Genomic DNA, 21809 nt, shown 5'->3' on the forward strand with positions numbered 1-21809 from the left:
TCACTCCGGCGACTCTTCGACGATCGCGACCCCCGAGGACGCGCCGATCCGCTCCGCGCCGACCTCGAACATCGCCATCGCCTCCTCGTAGGAGCCGACCCCGCCGGAGGCCTTCACCGGGAGGTACTCGCTCATCAGCTCCACGTCCGGGACGGTCGCGCCGCCGTCGGCGAAGCCGGTCGACGTCTTCACCATGTCGGCGTCGGCGCCGACCGCGGCCTCGCACGCCCGATGCTTCTCGGCGTCGGTCAGGAGCGCGGTCTCGATGATGACCTTCACCGGGACCGGGACGGCCGCGACGACCTCGGCGATCTCGGCTTCGACGGCGTCGTCCTCGCCGGCCTTCAGCCGCCCGACGTTGATCACGAGGTCGATCTCGTCGGCCCCGTCGTCCCAGGCGTTCACCGCCTCGTCGCGTTTGGCGTCCATCGACGACTGCCCGTGCGGGAACCCCACGACGGTCGCGATCGCGTTCGGTGCCGCGTCGTGGTCGGTCGCCTCCGTGAGGTAACACGGCGGGATACAGGCGTTCATCCCGTGCGTGTCGGCCTCCTCGAGGACCGTCTCGACGTCGTCCCAGGTCGTCGTCGGGCCGAGCACGGTGTGGTCGATCCGGGCGGCGAGCTCCTTGCGGTTCATATCGGCGACTCGTGTGGACGCGACAAAGGCCTGCTGGGTCGACGTGGCGGGATCGGTCCCGCCGGCCTACGCCACCACGCCCTTCCGTCGGAGTTCCTCGCGGATCGTCGCTCGCTTGACGAGCGCGAACCCACAACAGATGAGGAGGAAGCCGGCGATCGTGTTCGGGGTGAGCCCCTCGTCCAACACGAGCCAGCCGGAGAGCGCCGCGAACACGGGCGCGACGTAGGAGACGAGGTTGATCTCGATCGGTCCGAGCCGGTCGAGGAGGTCGAAGTAGATGAGGTAGCCGAGGCCGCTCGCGAACACCGCGAGGTAGCCGAGCGCGAGGACCGCGTCGGTCGTCCAGACGACCTCCGCCATCGACTCGCCGAGCCCGAACGCGATCGCGTGCATGATCGCCGCGCCGAACAGCATCGACCACGCCTCCATGGTCTCTATCTCCATGCCCACGTCGAGCGCGCGGGTGAGGACGGACCCGAGCGCGAACGCCGCGGCCGCGAGGAGCACGAGGAACTTCGCGACGGTCCCGCCGGCGGTCAGGTTCGCGGGGTCGGGCGCGGCCAGCACGCCGGCACCGGCGAGCCCGACGAGCAGGCCGACGACGCCGAGGAGCGTCAGGCGCTCGGAGGGGAGGAACGCCCGCGCGAACACCGTCGTCAACACCGGCGAGAGGCCGACGGTGACCGACGCGACCGCGCTCGTCACCTCGGGATCGGTCTGGCCGATGAACAGGAAGGCGTGGTAGGCGGCGATGAGGAGCACCGCGCCGACGGCGACGAGCTTCCACTCGCCGCGGCCGCGGGGGATCGGGTCGTCGACGACGTAGGCGGCGTACCCGAGCACGACCACGCCCGCGATGTCGTACCGGAGGGCGGCGAACAGCACCGGCGGGAAGTACGCCAACCCGGCGTTGATCGCCATGAACGCCGAGCCCCACACCGCGGCGAGGACCAAGAACAACGAGAGGTTTCGATAACGGCTCACGTCGGTGCTTGGGTCAGCCGAGGGTCAAAAGCTTCCGAAAGCGGCCGACGCCGCCGGCTGCTCGAACGGGCCGTTGCGGCCGGCGAGCCGGCTCGTGGGGCCGGACGCGGGGGAGGAACGGCCTCACCGGATCCGGAACCGTTCGCCCTCGCGAGTGACGACCCCGACGTCCGCGAGCCGTCGGAGGGCGTCGACGACCGCGTCCTCGGGCGCGCCGACCTCGTCGACGATCGCCCCGACGGAGCCGTCGGTCTCGGCCAGCGCTGCGAGCACGGCGGCGTAGAACCGGCTGTCGGCCTCGGTGCCGAGCCGCTCGTCGATCTCCGCGAGCGCGTCCTCGACGCGGCCGTGGACCCACCGCTTGGCGACCGACAGCTCCCGGTCGAGCTCGCGGAGCCGACCGTACTCGGCGGCGAGGTCGGCTATCTCGTCCCCGCCCTCTCCCCCGTCGGGTACCTCTATCGAGAGGTGCGGACACCGGCCGGACATGTCGAGGCTGTTGCTGGCGGGGTAGGCGCTCTTCGCGCCGAAGCCGTAGGGGGAGACGCTCACCTCGAGCCGCAGGCTCCGGGTGATCCGGAAGTACTTCCGTCGCTGGTCGTCGGTGGTCGACTCGATCAGCCCGGCCTCCTCGAGCTTGCGGAGGTGGTCGATGACCGCCTTGGGGCTCACGCCGAGGTACTCCGAGATCTCCGTGACGTAACAGGGTTTCTCGGCGAGCAGACGGAGGATGCGTCGCCGGTTCTCGTTCCCGAGGAGATCGAGCAGTACCGCGGAGTCCATTAACGTGTGGTTAGCGTCGGACGGACAAAAGGTTGGCTTCCGCGGGTCACTCGGCGTCGGCCCGTTCGGTCCCAGCGGGATCGACGTAGACGCTGTCCGACAACAACAGCGCGATGGGGACCGCGGACAGGACGACGAGCCCCGAGATCAACAGGAACGCGCGACGGAGTCCCGCCGCATCCCCGATCCAGCCGACGACGGCGGGCGAGGCCGACGAGAGGACGAGCGCCCCGGTCCAGAGGTATCCGAACGTGCGACCCTCGCTCTCGGCCGGCGCGATCTCCGAGACGATCGCGTCCCGCGCCGGGTTGAGCCCCCAGAGGCTGCCGCCCAGGACGACGAGGACGAGAAACAGGACCGGGGGAGAGAGGACCGTCTCGGAGAGAACGGCCAACGTGGACGCTCCGACCGCGAGGAACCCGAGCAGCACGTGCCGCGGGTCGTACCGGTCGATGAGTTTGCCCGTCCCGATCTGAACGCCGCCCGCGGTCAACAGCAACACCGAGTAGTAGAAGCTCGCCGTCGACTCCGGGGTCACGGCGAACCCGCCGACCGAAAAGGAGTAGCCGTACTCGCTGGTGACGAACTCCGGGAGGAACACGGTCGTCCCGGCCGTCGCCACGAGCTGGAGGACGAACGCGACGAAGACGGCCAGGATCGGGTACAGGAACAGTCGACGGTCCGCGTCCCGGATCGAGGACCGGCCGGCGGGTTCCGTCCCGGTCGACGACTCCGGAGCCGATGACGTCGGCGGGCGCGTCTCGAACGCGCCGAGCGTGACGAAGAGGTACGCGGCGTACAGCACCCCGACGACCCCGAAGACGACGAGGATCGTCTCCCATCCGGTGAGGAGCAGTCCGACGCCGACGAACGCTGGTGCGACGCCCTCCCCGAACGACCGGGCGGAGCCCCACATGCCGAGAACCGTCCCCTTGCGCCGTTCGGGGACGTTCTGACTGATGAGTGGATACCCGATCGGGTGGAGCGTGCTCGACCCGAGTCCGACGACGAGCATCACGGCCAACATGCCGACGAACTGGCCGTTCAGCGTCGTCCCCGCGATCGAGGTCTCGAACCCGAGGAAGCCCATCGCCGGGAGCACGGGGAAGACGGCGAAGCTCGCGCCCATCAGGGCGATCCCCGTCGGAAGCATGAGCCGACGGTCGTACCGGTCCGAGAGGTGTCCCATCGGTGCCTGTCCGACGGCGGAACCGAACGTCTGCGCGCCGAGCAGCACCCCGAGTTGCCACAGCGGAAACCCGAACGCGGCCGCCCATACGGGTATCAGCGGAGGGAACGACCGCTTCAGGAAGTGATCCATCCCGTGAGCTCCGCTGATCACGAACGCGAAGCGACGCTCCTCGGTCTCCATTCGGTATCCGGGTGTCTCGACATCGATACATAACGCCTCCGGTCTCACCGACGATCCGCCGGCGTCCGTTACACGATCGAACCGCCTCCGCGATCGATCGGTCGGCTCGGTCGGCCCGGTCGATTCGGTCGCCCCTTCGGACCGGAGCGAAGGGTAATTACGCCGCCGCGGGCAGGGATACGTATGCGAACGGCACTCATCGTCCTCGACGGGTGGGGCCTCGGCCGCGACTCGCCACACCGGACCGGCCTCGAACCCGATGACCCCCACGTTCCGGACACGCAGGGGCGCGACGCGGTCGCGACCGCCGACACCCCGACGTTCGACGCCGCGGTCGAGCGGGGGGCGTACGGATCCCTCGTCGTTCACGGTCGGCGCGTGGGGCTCCCCGACGGGCAAATGGGCAACTCCGAGGTCGGCCACCTCAACATCGGCGCGGGCCGGGTCGTCAAGCAGGCGTACACCCGGATCACCGACGCGCTCGCGGCGGGGTCGTTCGCCGACAACGACGCGCTCGCGTCGGCGTTCGAGCACGCCGCGGCCGCCGGCGGACGGGTCCACTTCATGGGGCTCGTCTCCGACGGCGGCGTCCACTCGCACGTCTCACATCTGGAGGCGCTGATCGACGCGGCCGCCGAGGCGGACGTCCCGGCGACGACCCACGCGTTCACCGACGGCCGCGACACGGCCCCGGAGATCGCCGACGAGTTCCTCGCGGCGGTCACCGAGCGCGCCGAGTCGCGCGGGACCGGCCACGTCGCGACCGTGACCGGGCGGTACCACGCGATGGACCGCGACGAGAACTGGGAGCGGACCCGGCGCGCCTACGACGCGATCGTGAACCGCGAGGCGGATCACGAGGCCGAGTCGGCGGTCGCGGCCGCCCGGGAGGCACACGCCCGCGGCGAGACCGACGAGTTCGTCGAGCCGACGCTCGTCGCCGGCGGGCCCGCCCTCGCCGACGGCGACGCGGTCGTCTTCTTCAACTTCCGTGCCGACCGCGCGCGCCAGCTGGTTCGGATGCTCACCGACACCGAGCCGACGTGGGAATTCGAGTTGGACCAGCCGGACATCGAACTCGTGACGATGACGGAGTACGACGAGACGTTCGCGTTCCCGGTGGCGTTCCCGCCCGAGACCCCGACGAACACGATCGGCGAGGTCGTCTCCGAGGCCGACGGGACCCAGCTCCGGATCGCCGAGTCGGAGAAGTACCCGCACGTCACCTACTTCCTCAACGGCGGCCGCGAGGTCGAGTTCCCCGGCGAGTCGCGCTCGATCGTCGAGAGCCCGGACGTGCCGACCTACGACCTCCGACCGGAGATGTCGGCCCGCGAACTCACCGACGAGGCGGTCCGCGTGGTCGAGACCGACGACCCGGACCTCGTCGTGTTGAACTACGCGAACCCGGACATGGTGGGTCACACCGGCGACTTCGAGGCGGCCGTCGCGGCGGTCGAGGCGGTCGACACGCAGCTCTCCCGGCTGCTCGAGGCGGTCGCCGACGCCGGTGGCCACGCGGTCGTCACCGCCGACCACGGCAACGCCGACGACATGGGCACGCCCGAGGACCCCCACACCGCACACACCTACAACCCGGTCCCGTTCGTCTACCTGACGCCCGACGGCGACGACGGCGGTCGCACGGTTCGGGCGGGCGGCTCGCTGTGTGACGTGGCACCCACCGTGTTGGACCTCATGGGCCTCGACCGGCCGGCGGAGATGACCGGCGAGAGCCTGCTCGGAGAGTCCGGGGAATGAAACGATAAACGGCGGGAGGATTCTTCCCGGTTCCACGCCGTTTTATGTCCGTCACGGGCCTCCGTTCGGACATGAGCGACGACACGACGCCAGTGATCGCGGCCGCGTACCGAACGCCACAGGGACGAGACGGGGGCGTCTTCGCCGACGTCCGGAGCGAGGACCTCTCGATCCGGCTCATCGACCACGCGCTCGCGGAGACGGGGCTCTCGAGCGACCACGTCGACGACCTGATGTGGGGGGTCGCCCAGCAGCGGACCGAACAGGACAACAACGTGGCGCGGGTGATCGCGCTCCTCTCCGAGCTCGGCGAGTCGGTGCCCGCGACCTCGATCAACCGGTGGTGCGCCTCCTCGATGCAGGCGACCATCTCCGCGGCCGACGCGGTCGCCGCGGGCAACCGCGACTGCGTGATCGCCGGCGGCGTCGAGAACATGAGCCGCGTCCCGATGGACGGCGACTCCTACCAGCACCTCCACCCGGAGCTCTCCGAGCGGTACAACGTCTTCCAGCTCCAGATGGGAATGACCGCCGAGAAGGTCGCCGAGGAGTACGACGTGAGCCGGGAGGCCCAGGACGAGTACGCCGCCCGGAGCCATCAGCGGGCCGCGGCGGCGACCGAGTCGGGCCGCTTCGACGACGAGATCGTTCCCGTCGAGACCGAGGAGGGGACCGTCACCGAGGACGAGGGGATCCGCCCGGACACGACCTCGGAGAAGCTCGCGGAGCTGTCCCCGGCGTTCACGGGCGACGGGACGGTCACCGCCGGGAACGCCTCGCAGATCTCCGACGGCGCGGCGCTGACGCTCGTCACCAGCAGGGCGTTCGCCGAGGACCACGGGCTGGACGTGCTCGCGGAGGTGGGAACGAACGCGGTCGCCGGCGTTGACCCCACGGTGATGGGGATCGGACCGGTTCCCGCGACCCGCAGCCTGCTCGAGCGGGCGGGGACGACGGTCGACGACTACGACCTCGTCGAGCTCAACGAGGCGTTCGCCTCCCAGTGTGAGTACGCCCGCCGCGAGCTCGGCGTCGACGAGGCGGTCTACAACGTCAACGGCGGCGCGATCGCGCTCGGCCACCCGCTCGGGGCCTCCGGCGCGCGCCTCCCCGTGACGCTGCTCCACGAGATGGAGAAACGCGACGCCGAGCGCGGGCTCGCGACGCTCTGTGTCGGGTTCGGGCAGGGAGCCGCGATCGAGTTCCTGCGTTAGCTCGCCGCCCCGTCCGACGGTACCGCTTATCGCCTACCGCTCGACCGCGCCGGTTCCGGCGCGGTCGGCGTCGGCGAGCGGGATCGATCCGCCGGTCAGATCCGTCCCCTCGAAGGGGTCCTCCGCGAGCAGCAGCGAGCCGTCGAGGTCGGCGTAATCCAGAAGCGGCGCGAGGTGCGTCGCGGCCGCGATGGAGGCGTTCGACTCAACCATACAGCCGAGCATGACCTCGAGGCCGTGCGAGCGCGCGGTCGCGATCGCCCGGCGCGCCTCCAACAGTCCGCCCGTCTTCATCAGCTTCAGGTTCGCGATGTCACACCGGTCGGCGATCGCGGGGACGTCGGAGGCGGTCACACACGACTCGTCGGCCGCGATCGGCAGCGCCGATCGCTCGTAGGCGAACTTCAGGCCCTCAGGGTCCTCGGCCGGCACCGGCTGTTCGATGAACTCCACGCCCAGGTCCGCGAGCCACTCGCTCTTCTCGACGGTCTCGTGGGGCGTCCACGCCTCGTTGGCGTCGACGCGGACCGTCGCCTCGGGGGCGGCCTCCCGGACCGTCTCGACGATCTCGCGGTCGCGGTCGCCGCCGAGTTTCACCTTCAGGATCGGGTAGCCGGCGTCGGCCGCGTCCGCGGCCTTCTCGCGGATCCGCTCCGTGGTGTCGATCCCGACGGTGAAGGAGGTGTCGGGCGTCGCCGTCGCGTCGAGTCCCCACAGCCGGTACAGCGGGACGTCGAGCCGCTTGGCGGCCAGGTCGTGGAGCGCGATCGAGACCGCACAGCGGGCGGCCGGGTTGTCGCGGACGACCTCCTTCATCCGCGCTTCGATCGTCGTCAGCGCGTGCGGGTCGCCGACCTCCTCGACGACCGAGAGGAGTTCGGGCAACACCGCCTCCACCGTGTCGGCGGTCTCGCCGTAGTGTCGCGCGGGGGCCGCGCCGCCCACGCCGGTCGTCCCCTCGTCGTCGGTCACGCGGACGATCAGGTTCTCGGCTTCCGTCTGGGTCCCCCGCGAGATCGTGAACGGCTCCTCGAGCTCCATCGCGACCCGCTCGAAGGAGGCCTCGAGGCTCATTCCTCGAGCACCCCGTCGACGATGCCGTCGACGATCCGGTCGGCCCCGTGGCGGACCGGATCCGCGGCCGGAACGTCCACCTCCTCGCCGAACGCGTCGACGATCGACGCCGCCTCGTCGTCGTCGTCGACGTCCTTCGTGTTGACCGCGCCGGCGACGACCTCGGTCTCGTGGACCGGCTCCGCGAGGTCCTCGTAGAGGTCGACGTAGTCGGAAAAGGGCGGGAGCTCGAAGGACTCGTAGCCGTGGATCGCCTCGCGGCCGGCGGCGTGACAGAGCACGAGCCCGTCGGCCATCGAGCCGTGGAGGATCCCGCAGGTGACCGCCGAGTAGGCCGGATGGATGATCGTTCCCTGTCCCTCGACGACGAGCAGGTCGTGTTCGTCGCCCTTCTCGAGGATCAGGTCCTCGACCGCGCCCGCGGTGAAGTCGGATATCACGCGGTCGATCGGGTTCCCCCAGCCCGCGATCATGATGCCCGTCTGCCCCGTGGGGACGAACGCGGCGTCGATCCCCCGCTCGCGGGCCGCCTCGACGATCTCCAGCGAGGCCGTCATCTTGCCCACCGAGCAGTCCGTCCCGACCGTGAGCACCACGTCGGCGTCGACGTCGGCCGAGTGGCCGGTCGCGACCCCGAGGTCCTCCGGCGGCTTGCGAACGTCGCGCAGCTCGACGCCGTGTTCGGCCGCCAGCTCGACGAACTCCTCGTCCTCGTTGAGGAAGTAGTGGAGCCCGCTCACGACGTCACAGCCCGCCGCGATCGCGGCGCGCACGTCGTCGCGCCAGGTCTCGTCGAAGCCGCCGCCGATCGGCGCGATGCCGATGTAGAGGGCGTCGACGCCGCCCTCGGCCGCGGCGAGCGCCTCCTCGAAGGAGTCGACGATCGGCGCGTCCGGGAGGCTGGCGTCGTGGTCGGCGACGCGGTCGCCGGCGCGGTCGCGGTCGAGGACGGCCTCGATCGTCTGGTCGCCGTAGCGCATCACGCCGAGGGCGGTCTTCGCTTCGTCGGGAAACTTCTCGTGGGCGAGAACGACTATGCGTTCGCTACTCATGCTCGGTCGGTCATCGCGGGGTGGCTTAAATGGGACGGAGCCGGATCGTGAGCGTCGTCGGGAGCGCCGAGCCGCCGACGAAGCGCGCGGCTACGCCGAGCCGCCGACGAAGCGCTCCGCGCCCTCGTAGAACCAGTAGCCGTTCTCGCGCATCGCGCGCCCGAGCTCCTGGTGGAACTCGACGAAGTCCGCGAACTCGTCCTTCTCGACGCCCTCGAAGATCTCCTCGACGGAGACGACCGTCTCGTAGTCGATCCGGATCGGGTGGTCGCCGTACTCCTCGACGTAGTCGGCCGCCGAGAGCGGGAAGTCCTCCTCCTCGTCGATCTTCTTCGCGAGCACCGCGTGACCGTACTGTCGCATGCCCTCGCTCCCCTGTTCGCCGTCGGGGTCGTGTGGCCAGTCCATACCGCCGGTTCGCCGAGCGCGGTCATAGTGGTTACGGACACGGCCCCATCGGTGGTTACGGACACGGCCCCATCGGTGGTTACGGACACGGCCCCACCCGTCCTCGCCGAGACGCCCGTGACCAACTCGATTATTCGATTTGATAACCCACCGAGTGTGTTTATAGCCCCCTTGTGAGAACCGCGATAGCAATGCCAACTGACGACGAATCGGGCGTCGCCCGGCGCCTCTACGACCGGCTCCGCGGCCGGTACTTCTTCAAGATCGCAGGCGTGATACTGGTCGTCTCGGCGGTGCTGCTCGGCGCGGGCGCGCTGACGTTCGACGAGGTCCAAGCCAGCGTCGAGTCGGACGCACGGAACACGCTGATCTCCTCCGCCGAGCGTGAGGCACAGGGGATCGAGGGGTTCATCGAGGAGGGTGAGGGTCACGCGGCGCGGATCTCCGACACGCGGCAGATCCGGACGTCGAACAAGCACACCATCCGACAGGAGCTCCGCAGCAACGAACGCGCCCTCCCCGAGTACGTCGTCGACGTCCACTACTACGACCTCACGACCGACGAGATCCTGGTGAGCACCTCGCCGATGAAGGAGGGAACCATACACACGATCTCCGACCGGCCGTGGGCGGTCAGCGCCAGCGCCTTCGGAAGCCACCAGTCCGCTCGCTCGTTCGAACCGTACGCGGTCGAGGGCGAGAAGCGACTCGGCTTCGTCAGCCCGGTCACCACCGATACCGACAAGGCGATCGTGGTCACGGCGGACCTCTCGGAGCGCGGCACCCTGTTGACGCCGCCGGTCGAGGGCGCGAACATGGAGATCGTCTCGACGCGGACCGGCCGGGTCGCGCTCGCCGCCGACGACGAGGCGATCCTGAACCAGTACTTCCTCATCGAGGAGCTCTCACACCTGCGCTCCGACGTGACCGGGTCGCGCGTCGACGAGGTGTCCGACTCACAACAGACCGTCGTCGACGCGGACCGACTCGTCGCGGCCACCGTCCCCGTCGAGGGCAAGCCCTGGGCGGTCGTCGTCGCCGCGCCCGAGGAAGCGGTCTACGGGACCGTCGGCGACGTGACCCGGAGCGTCCTGTTGCTGATCGGGATCGCGATCCTCGGACTGCTGGCGGTTGGACTGCTGATCTCCCGGGACGTGAACGGTTCCGTCGACGAGCTCCGAGGGTACGCCGAGGCGATCGAGTCGGGCGATCTCGACGTCGACGTCGACCGGTCACGCGTCGACGAGTTCGGCCAGCTCTCCGCGCTCATCGACCGGATCCGGCTGACGCTACGCGAGCAGATCGCGACCGCCGAGGAGGCCGCCGAGGAGGCCGCGACCGCGCGCGAGGAGGCGGAGGCGCTCTCGACGCACCTCGAGACGAAGGCGGACGACTACGGCGAGACGATCGACGCGGTCGCCGAGGGCGATCTCACCCGGCGGCTCGATCCCGAGAGCGAGAGCGAGGCGATGACGGAGATCGCGGAGTCGTTGAACGACATGCTCGACCGCGTGGAGGCGCTCGTCGTCGCCATCCAGGACGCCGCGGAGACGGTCGGCGAGCAGAGCTCGGAGGTGACCGCCTCCTCCGAGGAGGTGGAGTCGACGAGCGTCGACGTCGCCGAGAGCGTCGAGGAGATCTCCGTCGGCACCGAACGGCAGGAGGAACACCTCTCGAGTGCGGCCGCGGAGCTCAACGACCTCTCGGCGACCGTCGAGGAGATCGCCTCCTCGACCGACGAGCTGGCCCAGCGGTCGGCGACGACCGCGGAGAACGGCGAGGAGGGTCGCGAACGGGCGGGCGAGGCGATAGAGCACATGGACCGGATCGAATCGGAGATGGGGAGCACCGTCGAGGAGATGACGGCCCTTCGCGACGAGGTCGAGCGGATCGGCGAGGTGGTCGGGCTGATCGACGACATCGCCGAACAGACCAACATCCTCGCGCTCAACGCGTCGATCGAGGCCGCGCGGGCCGGCGAGGCCGGTTCGGGCTTCGCGGTCGTCGCCCGCGAGGTGAAAGACCTCGCCGAGGAGACCGCGGAGGCGACGACGGAGGTCGAGTCCCTCATCGAGGGCGTCGAGGAGTCGACCCACTCCGTGGCCGACGACATGTTCGCGATGGAGGCGGACGTCGAGCAGGGTCGCGACGTGGTCGACGAGACGGTCGACACGCTGGAGACGATAGTGGAGGACGTCTCCGACGTCAACGCCGGGATCCAGTCGATCAACGACGCGACCGACGACCAGGCGGACTCCACCCAGGAGGCGGTCTCGATGATCGACGAGGTCTCCGAGGTAAGCGTCGAGACCGCGAGCGAGGCACAGAACGTCTCGGCGGCGGCCGAAGAACAGACCGCGGCGCTCGCGCAGATCTCGACGAGCGCGGAGTCGCTCTCCTCGCGTGCCGACGAGCTCCGCATGCTGGCCGGGGAGTTCGAGGCGCGCGAGGACCGGGAGGTCGACTCGGAGTTCGAGGCGCGCGAGGACCGGGAGGTCGACTCGGAGTTCGACGTCGACGCGGGGACGGACGGGGCGGACTCGCCGGTCGAGGTCGACGACGACCCGATCGAAATCGACGATTCGGCTGCCGAGGTCGACGACGCTCCGGCCGACGCCGGAAGCGATCCGGCGAGATCGGACGCGCCGCCGGCCTCCGGAAGCGCCCCGAGCTCCGCGGTCGAAACCGACGGCGGCGACGACGCGTTCCAGCCCGACGACGAGTTCAGACCCGACGATACGTTCCGATCGGATGACTCCTTCCAGCCCGACGACGAGTTCCGATCGGACGACGGCACCGACGTGGCCGGCTCCGGAGACGACTGAGACCCGGCCCGGTTCCGGCGACTCCACACAAGACACTTGTCCGGTTCCCGCCGTGTTCCGCGCATGCGACGCAGGGCCCTCCTCGCGGTCGCGGCGACCGTCCCCCTCGCCGGCTGCCCGACGCCCCCGTGGGGCGAGACACCCGAGAACGTCGACGGGGCCGAGGTGAGGGTCCGCCGCGAACACACCGGCGCGTTCGATCCGGCCGAACCAGAGTATCGGGACGCCGCCGTCCTGCTCCGCACGCTCGACGCCGACCCGTCGCGTCTCACGGTCAGAGGACAGTTGCTCGCCGGCGCGCGCGAGTGCTACCGCGTCGACCTCGTCGAGGCGGACCTGACCGAGTCCCGCCTCCTGATCCGCCTGACGACCGAGGACGATCCCGACTGGGAGGGCGGCGCGTGTCACGACGTCGGCGAGGCACACCCCTACGAGGTCGAGGTCGCGTTCACGGAGGCTCCCGTCCCCGACCGGGTCGAAGTTCGACACGACGACGAGACGGTGCTCGAGGAGACCGTGACGACCGACTGATGTTCGAGTGTGGACGATTCACCGACGATCGATCCGTCGTCGTCACTCGTCCACGGCGGAGCGCGCAGCCACGCGGACCGCACCGTACAGGACGCTCGCGAGCGAGGTGGAGATCACGACGATGCTTTCGATCACGGACAGCGACGGGAGCTCCCACCCGGAGTCGTCGGACGACGCCTCCGTCCCGTCCGCGGTCGAGGAGTCCCCGTCGGTCGTCGATCCGCCGCCGTCGTCTCCGGCGGTCGATCCCTCCGTGGACTCCGCGTCTTCCGGCGACGTGTCCTCCGACTCGGTGCCCGTCTCCGTCGAGTCCGAGTCCGTCGAATCCGAATCCGTCGCGTCCGACTCCGCGGACGATCCCCCGTCGAACGTCTCGGCGGTGACCAGCCGCGAGGACGCGCCGTCGGGGACGAACAGCCCGCCGGGAACCGGCACGGGTCCGTACCCGATAGCCGGGTTGTCGACGTCGATGGAGAGCCGCTCGAGGCCGTCCTCCAAGCCGACGCCGACGACCCTCCCGCTTCGCGACCCCGTCGTCGCCACGAAGTACACCGTTCCGCCGGCGATCGTCGCGCCCCCGGTTCGCCGGCCGTCCTCCAGCGAGTACCGCCACGCGAGTTCCCCGGTTTCGAGGTCGTACGCGTTACAGCGAAGGGCCTCGAACGGGTCGTCGTCGACGACCGCGACGAGCCCGTTGCCGGCGGCCAGCGGGTGATGCGCCTCCCCCCGGAGGTCGACGGCCCACTGCTCGACGCCACCCGTCGCCGACACGAGCCGGAGGTGTTGCTGTGTCTTCACGACGACGCCGTGGTCCGTGACCGCCGGCGGGGACAGGACGTCGGCCTCGATCGCGTACTCCCACTCGGGCTCGCCGTCGAACGAGAGCGCGACCAGGCGCGACGGGGGTGCCTGCGAGTCGGGAACGTTGACGTACAGCGAGTCATCGCCCACGGCGACCGTCGGGAGCAACAGCCCCGCGGCGTTGTTTCCGTCGGTTTCGAACCGCGCGTCCAGCGGCGTCGACCACTCCAGATCGCCGGACGACGCCGCGAACGCGTACACGGTCCCCTCCGAATCCGCCACGTACGCCGTTCCGTCGTGTATCGTCGGCGCACCCGGCCGCCCGCTCACGCCCACCGACCACCGCTCCTCTCCGGAGTCCCGATCGACCGCGAGAACCGTCCCCTCGGTCGTGACCGCGATGACGGCCGCCGCGCCGACCGCCGGCGAAGCGGTGAGCGGTTCCTCGCCCCTGAACGCCCATCGTCCGGAACCGGACGCCAGATCGGTGGCGATCAGATCGCCGTCGCTGCCCGCGTACGCCGTCCCGTCGGCGACGGCCGGCACGGTCGTCCGCTCGTTCCCGCCGAGCGAGTACGCCGAGCCGGAGACCGAATCGATCCCCTCGACGGCCGTCGTGCCGGTGAGTCGCCGTCCCCCGTGTAACATCGGCCACGAGAACTCGTCGAGATCGCTCGATTCCTGGGCTGCGACCGGCGTCACGCTCCCGGCGGACGCCAACGCACCGCCCGCGGCAGCCGTCGACGCCAGTTGAAGTACCTTCCGGCGAGAAACGGACGTTCGATCCATCAACTGATCGAGAGTTACCGAGATACGCATTAAATCGCTCGGACGAGGCAGAAACACGGAACGAATGGTTGCGACGCGGGGATTCCCGGGTTCGTGGACGGACGCACTCCGAAGGGACGTCGTCGGAACGCGCGTGTCGTTCGGCCTCCCCGCCGGACGGTGATACCGACGTTTCGCCGGCGGATCGGCGGCGTGCCGTCGAGTTCCGCCGTGCGTCTCGAGGACGGACCGGCGGAGCCGAGCCGACGCTCAGGGGACCTTCCCGTCCATCGACCCGCGATACCAGCGGCCGGTCTCCGAGCCGCACTCGACGCATCTGGCGACGACGGCCTCGCCGTCGACGTCATCGATCCGGTTCAGATCCGTGTCGTTCTCGGCGTCGCAGTCCTCGCAGTACCGGAGCTTCGGCTGGGTTCCGTACGCCAGCGGCGCGCCGATCGCGAGGGCGCGAACCCGTTCGTCGCCGTGGTTCCAGCCGCGCTGGAACTCCTCGCGTCCGAACCGGACGAGTTCGTTCGGACCGACCTCGACCGGACCGTCCTCGGTCTCGAAGGTCGCCGTGCCCGAGAGGACGCAGAAGACCTCCTCCTGTACCTCGTGGCTGTGGTACGCGAACGCGAAGCTGTCGCCCGGTTCGAGCTCGTAGTAGTTGATCGCGACGTCGGTGAGTCCGAGCGGCTCGGTGAGCTTCCGCATCACTGCGGCGGGCTGTACGTCGTTCTCCACGTCGTCGATGCGGACTCGGTCCATGCTGCCCCTTTCGACGCCCCGCATCAAAACGGTGCGTGCCGGTGGATCGGTCGACGCGTTTGGGTGGCGTGCCGATCGTCGTCTGAAGCGTTCCATCCGCGTGAACGGCCGTCGGCGGCGCACTGAGCCGTCGGCTGGCCGTGAGGACGTCGAAGGAAAGCGACGGAGTTGGATGCTCCGGCAGGGATTTGAACCCTGGTCCTTGCCGTGAGAGGGCAAGATGATTGGCCGGACTACACCACCAGAGCGTGCGTCCGCGTTCCGTCGCAATTCCGGGTAGGACATTCCACACTAAAACGGTTCCGTTTCGACCGCGCCGTGTCTCGGTTTGTCGCGATCCGCGCGGGTTCTCACGCCCGGCTTCGCCCGCTCGCGCTCAGAGGTCGACCGCGAACGAGTCGACGCCCGCGGCCGCCTCGGCGACCGCCGCGAGCAGGTCCGCGACGCGATCCAAGTCCTCGAGGTCGACGACCTCGACCGGCGTGTGCATGTACCGGTTCGGGATCGAGACGGTGAGCGACGGGACCCCGCCGCGGGCGGTGTAGAACGCGTCGGCGTCCGTGCCGGTTCGCGTCCCGGCCGCCTGATACTGGACGTCGATCCCGGCGTCGGCCGCGGCGTCGCGCGCGAGATCGACGAGGACGGGGTGGTTCGCGCTGCCGCGTGCGACGACCGGCCCGCCGCCGAGCTCGACGGGGCCGCGGCGCTCGGCGTCGACGTCCGGGTTGTCGGTCGCGTGGGTGACGTCGACGGCGACGAACGCGTCGACCGCCTCGAGGTCGTGGCCGACCATCCGCGCGCCCTGGAGACCCAGCTCCTCCTGGACGGTCGAGACCGCGTAGACGGTGGCGTCGACGTCGGCCGCGGCGGCGCGGCGCAGCGCCTCCGCGGCGACCCAGATCCCGGTCCGGTCGTCGATCCCCCGGGCGGCGATCCGGGAGCCGACGAGCTCCTCGGTCCCGGTCGAGAACGTGACCGGGTCGCCCACGGAGACGTGTTCTCGGGCCTCCTCGGCGTCGGTCGCGCCCACGTCGACGAACTGCCCCTCGATCGCCTCGTACTCGTCGGCGTCGGGGTCGCGGAGATGGATCGCGGTCTGTCCGACGACGCCCTGGACGGGCTCGTCGGCGTGGACCGTCACGTGTTGGCCCTTCGAGACGGTGCGGTCGGAGCCGCCGACCGGGGCGATCCGGAGGAAGCCCTCCTCGAGCACGTCCCGGACGATGAACCCGATCTCGTCGGCGTGACCCGCCACGGCGACCGTCGGCGCCTCCGGGTCACCCTCGTGGACGGCGACGGCGTTGCCGTACGCGTCGGTGGTGACGTCGTCGGCGAACGCCGAGACGTGGTCGATCCACACGCGCTGGGCCGCCGTCTCGAACCCGGAGGGGCTCGAAGTCGCGAGCAGGTCGTCGAGGAACGCACGGCGAGACTCGTCCATGCGTTCCCGTTCGTATCGGGGAAAAAGAAGCTCGCGGTCCCGCCCGCGCGTCGAACGGGTCGCACAAGCGGCCGGGCGGTCCCGTCCGGGTCGACGCCACGGTTAAGCGGTCGGCGCGCGAACGACCGACCATGACCGACACGTCGTTCACGCTGTTCGAACTCCACCTGGAGGAGGGAGCGGTTCGGATCGGAGAACACGGGCTGTTCGGAGGCGGAGACTCCGACGAAAACGCGGACGAAGCGGTACCTGACGGGGCGGGATCGGTCGACTCGGCGGGCGCGGACGCCGGGACCCTCGGGTGCGGGCTCTCGGGAACGTCGATCCTCGGAGGGCTGGCGGTCGTCGCGCTCCTCGCGGCCCTCGGCGTCGCGGCCGCGCGCCTGCTCGGCGACGGCGACCTCGAGGACGACGAGGCGATCGACGATCTCGGCGCGTAACCCGGTCGCGCCGCCGCCATCACGCACCGCGACCGTCACGCGCCGCACCGACACAAGGGACTTGAGGCCGGCACGCCTCCGGTTCGTATGGACATCCTCCGAAGCCTCCGTGCGGTCTCCGAGGCGTCCGGGACCGGCGTCGTCGACTGGGCGAAGGCCGGCGAGGCCGCGAGGGCGAGCACGGAGCCGGGGAGCCTCGACCTGACGCCCGCCGACCGGCGGGGCTACGCGACGGACGTGCGGGACGCGCGCGACCGGCTCCGGGAGGTCGCCGGCGTCGACTTCGCGGTCCCCGACGCGATCGAGGTCCAGAACCGCCACCACTGGATCGACGCGAACCTCGAGACGTTCCGGAACGTGATGGAGCCGATCGAGGCGGCGGCGACCCCGTCGATGCCGGAGCTCTCGCGGGTCGTCAACACCGGCTCGATGGCGTTCGCGCTCGGCTTCCTCGCACGGAACGTGCTCGGCCAGTACGACCCGCTGTTGCTCGCCGACGAGCCCGACGCCGACCACGGGCTCTACTTCGTCCACCCGAACGTCGTCGCGGTCGCCGACGACCTCGACGTGGCGTACCCGCGGTTCCGCCGCTGGATCGCCTTCCACGAGGTGACCCACGCCGCGGAGTTCGGCGCGGCTCCGTGGCTGTCGGGGTACCTGGAGTCGCGCGTCGAGCGCGGGATCGACGGACTGGGAGCGGGCGGGCTCGACCCCGACGCGTTCGCCGAGCTCCAGACCGCGATGACCGCGGTCGAGGGATACGCCGAGCTGTTGATGGACCGCGCGTTCGACGACGAGTACGCCGACCTGCGCCGGAAGATCGACGAGCGGCGGGGCGGCGGCGGGCCGGTGACGCGTCTCGCGCGCCGGCTCCTCGGGCTCGGACTCAAACGTCGACAGTACGAGCGCGGAGCCGCCTTCTTCGAGCGGGTCGCGGACGAGCGCGGGCTGGCCGCCGCGAGCGCGGTGTGGGAGCGCCCGGAGCACCTCCCGACGGACCGGGAGATCGACGACCCGGTCGCGTGGCTCGCGCGGGTCGACCCCTGACCGTGTCCACGTTCGACCGATCTCCCGCCGAACGCCCCGCGTCGACCCCGCGAACCGGACGGTGGTTTTAGGCCGATTCCGCCCGGATCGATCGCATGAACCTCACCGGCCCGTGGGACCGGTCACGCGTCGACGAGTTCCTCGCGGACGCGACGATCCCGATCCGCATCGGCTGTCGGACGCCCGCGGACGACCCCTGGATGGTGTCGCTGTGGTTCCAGTGGGACGGGGCGGTCCACTGCGCGACCGGCGCGGACGCCGACGTGGTCGACTTCCTCGCGGCCGACCATCGCGTCTCCTTCGAGGTCTCGACGAACGACCCGCCCTACATGGGCGTCCGCGGACGTGGTCGAGCGACGACGACCGCGGACGAGGACAAACGGCTCCTCCGGTCGCTCCTCGAGCGATATCTCGGCGGGACCGACAACGAGCTCTCGGAACGGCTCCTGCGACCGGACCGCGAGGAGGTACACGTCCGGATCGAGCCGGAGCGGCTCCACTCGTGGGACTTCACGGGCCGGATGCCCGCCAAGCCGGATCCGGCCGACCCGGACCCGGCCGAGTGAGAACGCCTACCGACCGAGTTCCCGGAGGTCGTCGACGGCGACGCGGTCGGGAACTCGGTCGATCGCCGTCTCCGCCCACCCGTCGTGGCCGAGCGTGATCGCGGTCTCCGGGTTGGCCTCGGCGAGCCGGCGAACCCCCTCGGCGGCCGCGGTCTGGGCCGCGGCATCGACCCGCTCCGGGACCTCGGCGGTGAGCGGGTACGTCTCCGAGAGCGCCCGCGGGAAGGGGCCGAACGGCGGCTTGACCCGCCAGACGGCGTCGTGGTCGTGGCTCGAGGGCGGCTTCGACTCCGTGAGAAGCAGGTCGTCGGGCGTCTCGAGCCGCGCGAGCCGGTCGTGGTGGCGGCCGACCTCGGGGCGGCGCGCGGACTCGTGGGAGGTGTAGAAGAACGCGTCCTTCGAGACGGGGTCGGTCGCCTCGAGCTGCTCGGCGTGGTCCAGCAGGGCGCGGTAGCCGTCGAGCATCGCCGGGTGTCCCCGGGCGCGCCGGTCGACCAGTTCCATGAGCGTCCCCTCGCGGATGGCGGCTTTGATCCGACGGATCTCCTCGAAGGTGACGTGGAGGTTGTGCTCGGCGAGCAGCCACTCGGCCCGGTCGTCGTCGCCCTCGCGGAGGTCCGCGGGCGCGTGTTCGGCACACACGGGACACGAGCACGGGAAGTACGTCATCTCCTCGAGGTGGTCGGTCCCCGACACCGTGAGGTAGCGGCCGTCGCGCGCCATCAGCGCGTAGGCGGCCGAGTCGAACAGGTCACAGCCCATGGCGACCGCGAGCGCGAGCATCATCGGGTGGCCCGCGCCGAACAGGTGGACCGGACAGTCCGGGTCGAGCCCGCGTTTCGCGGCCGTCACCGCCTCGACGACGTCGGCGTAGCGATAGGCGTTCATCAGGGGGACCATCGCGCCGACCGGGAACACGTCGAGGGTAGTCCCCGCAGCGTGTCGTCCGGCCGCCTCCCGGAGGTCCGGGTACGTCGACCCCTGAACGGGGGCGTTGAGCAGCATCTCGCCGGTCTCCACGGCCTCCGCGTCCGCGAGCGCCCGCTCGGTCGTCTCGAGCTCGCGCTCGGCGCGGTCGCGGTCGACGTCCGGCGGGGTGGGAACGTCGACGGGCGTCGCCACGTCGCTGCCGATCCGGCGCTGGAACTCGAGGATCTCCTCCGTGGTGACGTCGATGTCGCCGTACTCGGCGAGCTGGAACGATCCCGAGTCGGTCATGATCGCGCCGTCGAAGCCGAGGAACTCGTGGAGTCCCTCCTCGAGCACGCGGTCGCGGATCCGGTCGGTGCTCCGGATGATGTAGGAGTTCGTGATCAGCATCTCCGCGCCGAACTCGGTCCGGAGCCGCTCGGGCTCGACCGTGAGCACGTTGGGGTTGACGACGGGCAGGAGCGCCGGCGTCTCGACGGTGACGCCGGCGCGGGGGACCTCGAGCCGACCGATCCGCCCGGCGGCGTCGTGGTCCCGGATCTCGAAGTGGTCGCGCATACCCCGACTGCGGGCAGCCGGGCGGTAAGGGTTGCGTTCGGCCGTAGGGCTGCGTTCGGCCGTACGGGCTGCGTCCGGCGGGGAGGGAACCGATTCCGTCGCCGTCCGGGACGGGCGACGCGTCCGGCCTCCGTCTACGCCTGCTCCGCTCCGAACACGACCCGAACCGAGACGGTCACGTCGACGTCGCCGACCTCGATCCCGGTTCCGGCCCCGCCCGCCGCGTCGTCTGCCTCGGCCCGGAGGGCCGTGCTCGTGTACGGGCTGGTCCGGACGTTCGTCGTCGAGACGGTGTAGACGCCGGTCACGTCGAGGTCGGCGTTGGCGGCGAGCGTGTCGGCCTCGGCGTGGGCGTTGCCCATCGCGTCGCCGAGCGCCTCCGACCGGAGCTCGTCGGCGCGCTCGTCGCTGAGTCCGAAGCGGACCTGCTGGACGCCGTCCGCGCCGGCGTCGACCGCGACGTCGATGACCTCACCGACCGCGTCCACGTCGTCGACGCTCACCGCGTAGACGTGGACGCCGACGTACTCGCTTCGGTTCACGTCGGGGCGAGTCTCGCGCGTCTGGCGGATGTCGTAGCGCTCGGTACGGACGTCGTCCTCGCTCAGCCCCCAGTCGTAGAGGGCGCTCCGGAGCGCGTCGTCGCTCTCAGCGAGGTCGCTACGGACGGTTCCCGCGTCGTCCGCGGTCGACTCGACCGCGACCAGCACGGTCGCGCGGTCGGGCTCCGCGGACGCCTCGCCCTCGGCTGACACCTCGATGGACCGTTCGAGGTCGTTCGTCCCCGTCGTCTCCGGTTCGCTCGAACCGGTGTCACCCAGCGTTCCCGCCGCTCCCGAGCAGCCGGCGAGGAGGACGAGAAGCGCGATCCCGAGTCCGGCGACGAGTCGTCTCTGTCGTGGCATACCACGGAAGACGGCGGGAGACGGCTATAACGTAGCGAATACACAAAGAGCCGTTTGTCCGATCCGGTCACGGCTGCGGTCGCGACTTCCCGTCAGCCCGCCGGAATCCCGCCGCCCCCGGCTAGAGCCCCGTCGGGTGGCTCACGTACGTCGTCTCCAGTCCCCACTCCTCGGCGAGCGACTGGAGGGACCGAACCCCAAACGTCTCCGTCGCGTAGTGGCCGGCGAGAAAGACCGTGATCCCCGCCTCCCGCGCGTCGTGGTAGATCTGCTGTTTCCCCTCGCCGGTGACGAGCGCGTCCGCGCCCGCCGCGGCCGCCTCCTCGAGCCAGTCGGCCCCGGAGCCGGTGACGACCGCGACCCGTTCGATCCGGTCCGGCCCGAACTCGAGGACGCGGGTCCCGTTCGTGCTCCCCTCGAACCCGTCGAGCCGGTCGCGGATCGTCTCGGGCGGGAGCGGCTCGCCCGTCCCGCCGAGCGTCCCGATCGTGACCGGTCCGAGCGTCCCGAACGGCTCCCGATCCGAGACTCCTATCGCCTCGGCGACGCCGGCGGCGTTCCCCAGTTCCTGCTGTCCGTCGAGCGGGAGGTGTGAGACGTACAACGCGAGGTCGTTCTCCACGAGCGAGGCGATCCGGTCGTACGTCTTCCCGGTCACGTGGTCGATCCCGCCCCAGGAGATCCCGTGGTGAGTGACGAGGGCGTCGGCCCCGGCGGCCGCCGCCTCCTCGATCGTCGCCGTCGCGGCGTCGACCGCGAACGCGACGTGCTCGACCGTCCCGCTCTCCGGTCCGACCTGGAGGCCGTTCGCGCTGGCGTCGACGTCGGCGTACGCGTCGGTGTCGAGCCGGTCGTCCAGCCGGTCGACGAAGGTCCGTAGCTCCATGCGCGTCCGTACGGACGCGGGAGAAAAAGCGTTCCCGTCACGAGAGCCGT

The 21809-nt window shown here is 70.5% G+C and carries 20 protein-coding genes and 1 tRNA gene; 7 read left to right on the plus strand and 14 right to left on the minus strand.

Features of this window, described 5'->3' with window-relative positions; translation table 11 throughout:
* From deoC to F3H10_RS11070, 4 genes are all read right to left on the minus strand, one after another.
* Entirely contained in the window at window positions 1-639 is a 639-nt protein-coding gene (deoC, locus tag F3H10_RS11055) for a deoxyribose-phosphate aldolase (RefSeq protein WP_149784829.1), read from the minus strand.
* Between the two features lie 66 nt (window positions 640-705).
* Window positions 706-1626: a DMT family transporter gene (locus F3H10_RS11060; RefSeq protein WP_149784830.1), complete on the minus strand. Its 921-nt coding sequence runs from the start codon at window positions 1624-1626 to the stop codon at window positions 706-708.
* Between the two features lie 123 nt (window positions 1627-1749).
* The gene (locus F3H10_RS11065) at window positions 1750-2409 is read right to left on the minus strand and encodes an ArsR/SmtB family transcription factor (protein WP_149784831.1); all 660 of its coding nucleotides are present in this window, start codon (window positions 2407-2409) and stop codon (window positions 1750-1752) included.
* Between the two features lie 46 nt (window positions 2410-2455).
* Window positions 2456-3781: an MFS transporter gene (locus F3H10_RS11070; RefSeq protein WP_149784832.1), complete on the minus strand. Its 1326-nt coding sequence runs from the start codon at window positions 3779-3781 to the stop codon at window positions 2456-2458.
* A gap of 183 nt (window positions 3782-3964) precedes the next feature.
* Here F3H10_RS11070 and gpmI point away from each other — a divergent pair, with 183 nt between their 5' ends.
* Both gpmI and F3H10_RS11080 read left to right on the plus strand, forming a co-directional pair.
* A complete protein-coding gene (gpmI, locus tag F3H10_RS11075; RefSeq protein WP_149784833.1) occupies window positions 3965-5542 on the plus strand; it encodes a 2,3-bisphosphoglycerate-independent phosphoglycerate mutase in 1578 nt (525 codons plus the stop codon).
* Between the two features lie 71 nt (window positions 5543-5613).
* On the plus strand, window positions 5614-6756 hold the full coding sequence (locus F3H10_RS11080; protein WP_149784834.1) for a thiolase family protein: 1143 nt from the start codon (window positions 5614-5616) through the stop codon (window positions 6754-6756).
* 33 nt (window positions 6757-6789) lie between these two features.
* Here the strand turns inward: F3H10_RS11080 and F3H10_RS11085 are convergent, their stop codons facing one another.
* The 3 genes from F3H10_RS11085 to F3H10_RS11095 all read right to left on the minus strand — a co-directional run bounded on the left by F3H10_RS11085 (window position 6790) and on the right by F3H10_RS11095 (window position 9290).
* A complete protein-coding gene (locus tag F3H10_RS11085) occupies window positions 6790-7830 on the minus strand; it encodes a dipeptide epimerase (RefSeq protein WP_149784835.1) in 1041 nt (346 codons plus the stop codon).
* On the minus strand, window positions 7827-8882 hold the full coding sequence (locus F3H10_RS11090; protein ID WP_149784836.1) for a DUF1611 domain-containing protein: 1056 nt from the start codon (window positions 8880-8882) through the stop codon (window positions 7827-7829). Before F3H10_RS11090 ends, F3H10_RS11085 begins: the two co-directional genes overlap by 4 nt.
* Window positions 8883-8972: 90 nt before the next feature.
* Entirely contained in the window at window positions 8973-9290 is a 318-nt protein-coding gene (locus F3H10_RS11095) for a DUF5785 family protein (RefSeq protein WP_149784837.1), read from the minus strand.
* A gap of 191 nt (window positions 9291-9481) precedes the next feature.
* Here F3H10_RS11095 and F3H10_RS11100 point away from each other — a divergent pair, with 191 nt between their 5' ends.
* Complete coding sequence (locus tag F3H10_RS11100; protein WP_149784838.1) at window positions 9482-12115, plus strand: methyl-accepting chemotaxis protein; 2634 nt, start codon at window positions 9482-9484, stop codon at window positions 12113-12115.
* Between the two features lie 63 nt (window positions 12116-12178).
* Window positions 12179-12646: a hypothetical protein gene (locus tag F3H10_RS11105; RefSeq protein ID WP_149784839.1), complete on the plus strand. Its 468-nt coding sequence runs from the start codon at window positions 12179-12181 to the stop codon at window positions 12644-12646.
* Window positions 12647-12688: 42 nt separating this feature from the next.
* Here the strand turns inward: F3H10_RS11105 and F3H10_RS11110 are convergent, their stop codons facing one another.
* The 4 genes from F3H10_RS11110 to F3H10_RS11125 all read right to left on the minus strand — a co-directional run bounded on the left by F3H10_RS11110 (window position 12689) and on the right by F3H10_RS11125 (window position 16427).
* Window positions 12689-14236 (minus strand): outer membrane protein assembly factor BamB family protein, encoded by a 1548-nt coding sequence (locus F3H10_RS11110; protein WP_188127929.1) that lies wholly within the window; start codon window positions 14234-14236, stop codon window positions 12689-12691.
* A 249-nt stretch (window positions 14237-14485) separates the two neighbouring features.
* Window positions 14486-14986, minus strand: coding sequence for a cupin domain-containing protein (locus F3H10_RS11115; RefSeq protein WP_149784841.1), 501 nt, complete (start codon window positions 14984-14986; stop codon window positions 14486-14488).
* A gap of 173 nt (window positions 14987-15159) precedes the next feature.
* A tRNA-Glu gene (locus F3H10_RS11120) sits at window positions 15160-15234 on the minus strand.
* Between the two features lie 128 nt (window positions 15235-15362).
* Window positions 15363-16427, minus strand: coding sequence for a M20/M25/M40 family metallo-hydrolase (locus F3H10_RS11125; protein WP_149784842.1), 1065 nt, complete (start codon window positions 16425-16427; stop codon window positions 15363-15365).
* Between the two features lie 131 nt (window positions 16428-16558).
* Here F3H10_RS11125 and F3H10_RS11130 point away from each other — a divergent pair, with 131 nt between their 5' ends.
* From F3H10_RS11130 to F3H10_RS11140, 3 genes are all read left to right on the plus strand, one after another.
* Window positions 16559-16867: a hypothetical protein gene (locus F3H10_RS11130; RefSeq protein WP_149784843.1), complete on the plus strand. Its 309-nt coding sequence runs from the start codon at window positions 16559-16561 to the stop codon at window positions 16865-16867.
* A gap of 87 nt (window positions 16868-16954) precedes the next feature.
* Window positions 16955-17914, plus strand: a complete 960-nt coding sequence (locus F3H10_RS11135; protein WP_149784844.1) for a zinc-dependent metalloprotease — start codon at window positions 16955-16957, stop codon at window positions 17912-17914.
* Window positions 17915-18009: 95 nt separating this feature from the next.
* Window positions 18010-18480, plus strand: a complete 471-nt coding sequence (locus tag F3H10_RS11140) for a pyridoxamine 5'-phosphate oxidase family protein (protein ID WP_149784845.1) — start codon at window positions 18010-18012, stop codon at window positions 18478-18480.
* Between the two features lie 6 nt (window positions 18481-18486).
* Here the strand turns inward: F3H10_RS11140 and tgtA are convergent, their stop codons facing one another.
* The 3 genes from tgtA to F3H10_RS11155 form a co-directional block, all read right to left on the minus strand.
* Window positions 18487-19968, minus strand: coding sequence for a tRNA guanosine(15) transglycosylase TgtA (gene tgtA, locus F3H10_RS11145; protein ID WP_149784846.1), 1482 nt, complete (start codon window positions 19966-19968; stop codon window positions 18487-18489).
* 134 nt (window positions 19969-20102) lie between these two features.
* Window positions 20103-20873, minus strand: coding sequence for an SIMPL domain-containing protein (locus tag F3H10_RS11150; RefSeq protein WP_149784847.1), 771 nt, complete (start codon window positions 20871-20873; stop codon window positions 20103-20105).
* Window positions 20874-20994: 121 nt separating this feature from the next.
* Window positions 20995-21759, minus strand: coding sequence for a Nif3-like dinuclear metal center hexameric protein (locus F3H10_RS11155; RefSeq protein ID WP_149784848.1), 765 nt, complete (start codon window positions 21757-21759; stop codon window positions 20995-20997).
* Between the last annotated feature and the right edge of the window lie 50 nt (window positions 21760-21809).

Origin of the sequence: Halorubrum aquaticum, assembly GCF_900113615.1 — an archaeon.
Lineage (GTDB): Archaea > Halobacteriota > Halobacteria > Halobacteriales > Haloferacaceae > Halorubrum > Halorubrum aquaticum.

Coding starts and splice junctions, on each gene's coding strand:
- F3H10_RS11110 (WP_188127929.1), bottom strand. CDS start 14,236: ATGGATCGAACGTCCGTTTCTCGCCGGAAGGTACTTCAACTGGCGTCG.
- F3H10_RS11085 (WP_149784835.1), bottom strand. CDS start 7,830: ATGAGCCTCGAGGCCTCCTTCGAGCGGGTCGCGATGGAGCTCGAGGAG.
- F3H10_RS11105 (WP_149784839.1), top strand. CDS start 12,179: ATGCGACGCAGGGCCCTCCTCGCGGTCGCGGCGACCGTCCCCCTCGCC.
- F3H10_RS11115 (WP_149784841.1), bottom strand. CDS start 14,986: ATGGACCGAGTCCGCATCGACGACGTGGAGAACGACGTACAGCCCGCC.
- tgtA (WP_149784846.1), bottom strand. CDS start 19,968: ATGCGCGACCACTTCGAGATCCGGGACCACGACGCCGCCGGGCGGATC.
- F3H10_RS11065 (WP_149784831.1), bottom strand. CDS start 2,409: ATGGACTCCGCGGTACTGCTCGATCTCCTCGGGAACGAGAACCGGCGA.
- F3H10_RS11100 (WP_149784838.1), top strand. CDS start 9,482: ATGCCAACTGACGACGAATCGGGCGTCGCCCGGCGCCTCTACGACCGG.
- F3H10_RS11125 (WP_149784842.1), bottom strand. CDS start 16,427: ATGGACGAGTCTCGCCGTGCGTTCCTCGACGACCTGCTCGCGACTTCG.
- gpmI (WP_149784833.1), top strand. CDS start 3,965: ATGCGAACGGCACTCATCGTCCTCGACGGGTGGGGCCTCGGCCGCGAC.
- F3H10_RS11150 (WP_149784847.1), bottom strand. CDS start 20,873: ATGCCACGACAGAGACGACTCGTCGCCGGACTCGGGATCGCGCTTCTC.
- F3H10_RS11140 (WP_149784845.1), top strand. CDS start 18,010: ATGAACCTCACCGGCCCGTGGGACCGGTCACGCGTCGACGAGTTCCTC.
- F3H10_RS11070 (WP_149784832.1), bottom strand. CDS start 3,781: ATGGAGACCGAGGAGCGTCGCTTCGCGTTCGTGATCAGCGGAGCTCAC.
- deoC (WP_149784829.1), bottom strand. CDS start 639: ATGAACCGCAAGGAGCTCGCCGCCCGGATCGACCACACCGTGCTCGGC.
- F3H10_RS11090 (WP_149784836.1), bottom strand. CDS start 8,882: ATGAGTAGCGAACGCATAGTCGTTCTCGCCCACGAGAAGTTTCCCGAC.
- F3H10_RS11135 (WP_149784844.1), top strand. CDS start 16,955: ATGGACATCCTCCGAAGCCTCCGTGCGGTCTCCGAGGCGTCCGGGACC.
- F3H10_RS11155 (WP_149784848.1), bottom strand. CDS start 21,759: ATGGAGCTACGGACCTTCGTCGACCGGCTGGACGACCGGCTCGACACC.
- F3H10_RS11130 (WP_149784843.1), top strand. CDS start 16,559: ATGACCGACACGTCGTTCACGCTGTTCGAACTCCACCTGGAGGAGGGA.
- F3H10_RS11095 (WP_149784837.1), bottom strand. CDS start 9,290: ATGGACTGGCCACACGACCCCGACGGCGAACAGGGGAGCGAGGGCATG.
- F3H10_RS11080 (WP_149784834.1), top strand. CDS start 5,614: ATGAGCGACGACACGACGCCAGTGATCGCGGCCGCGTACCGAACGCCA.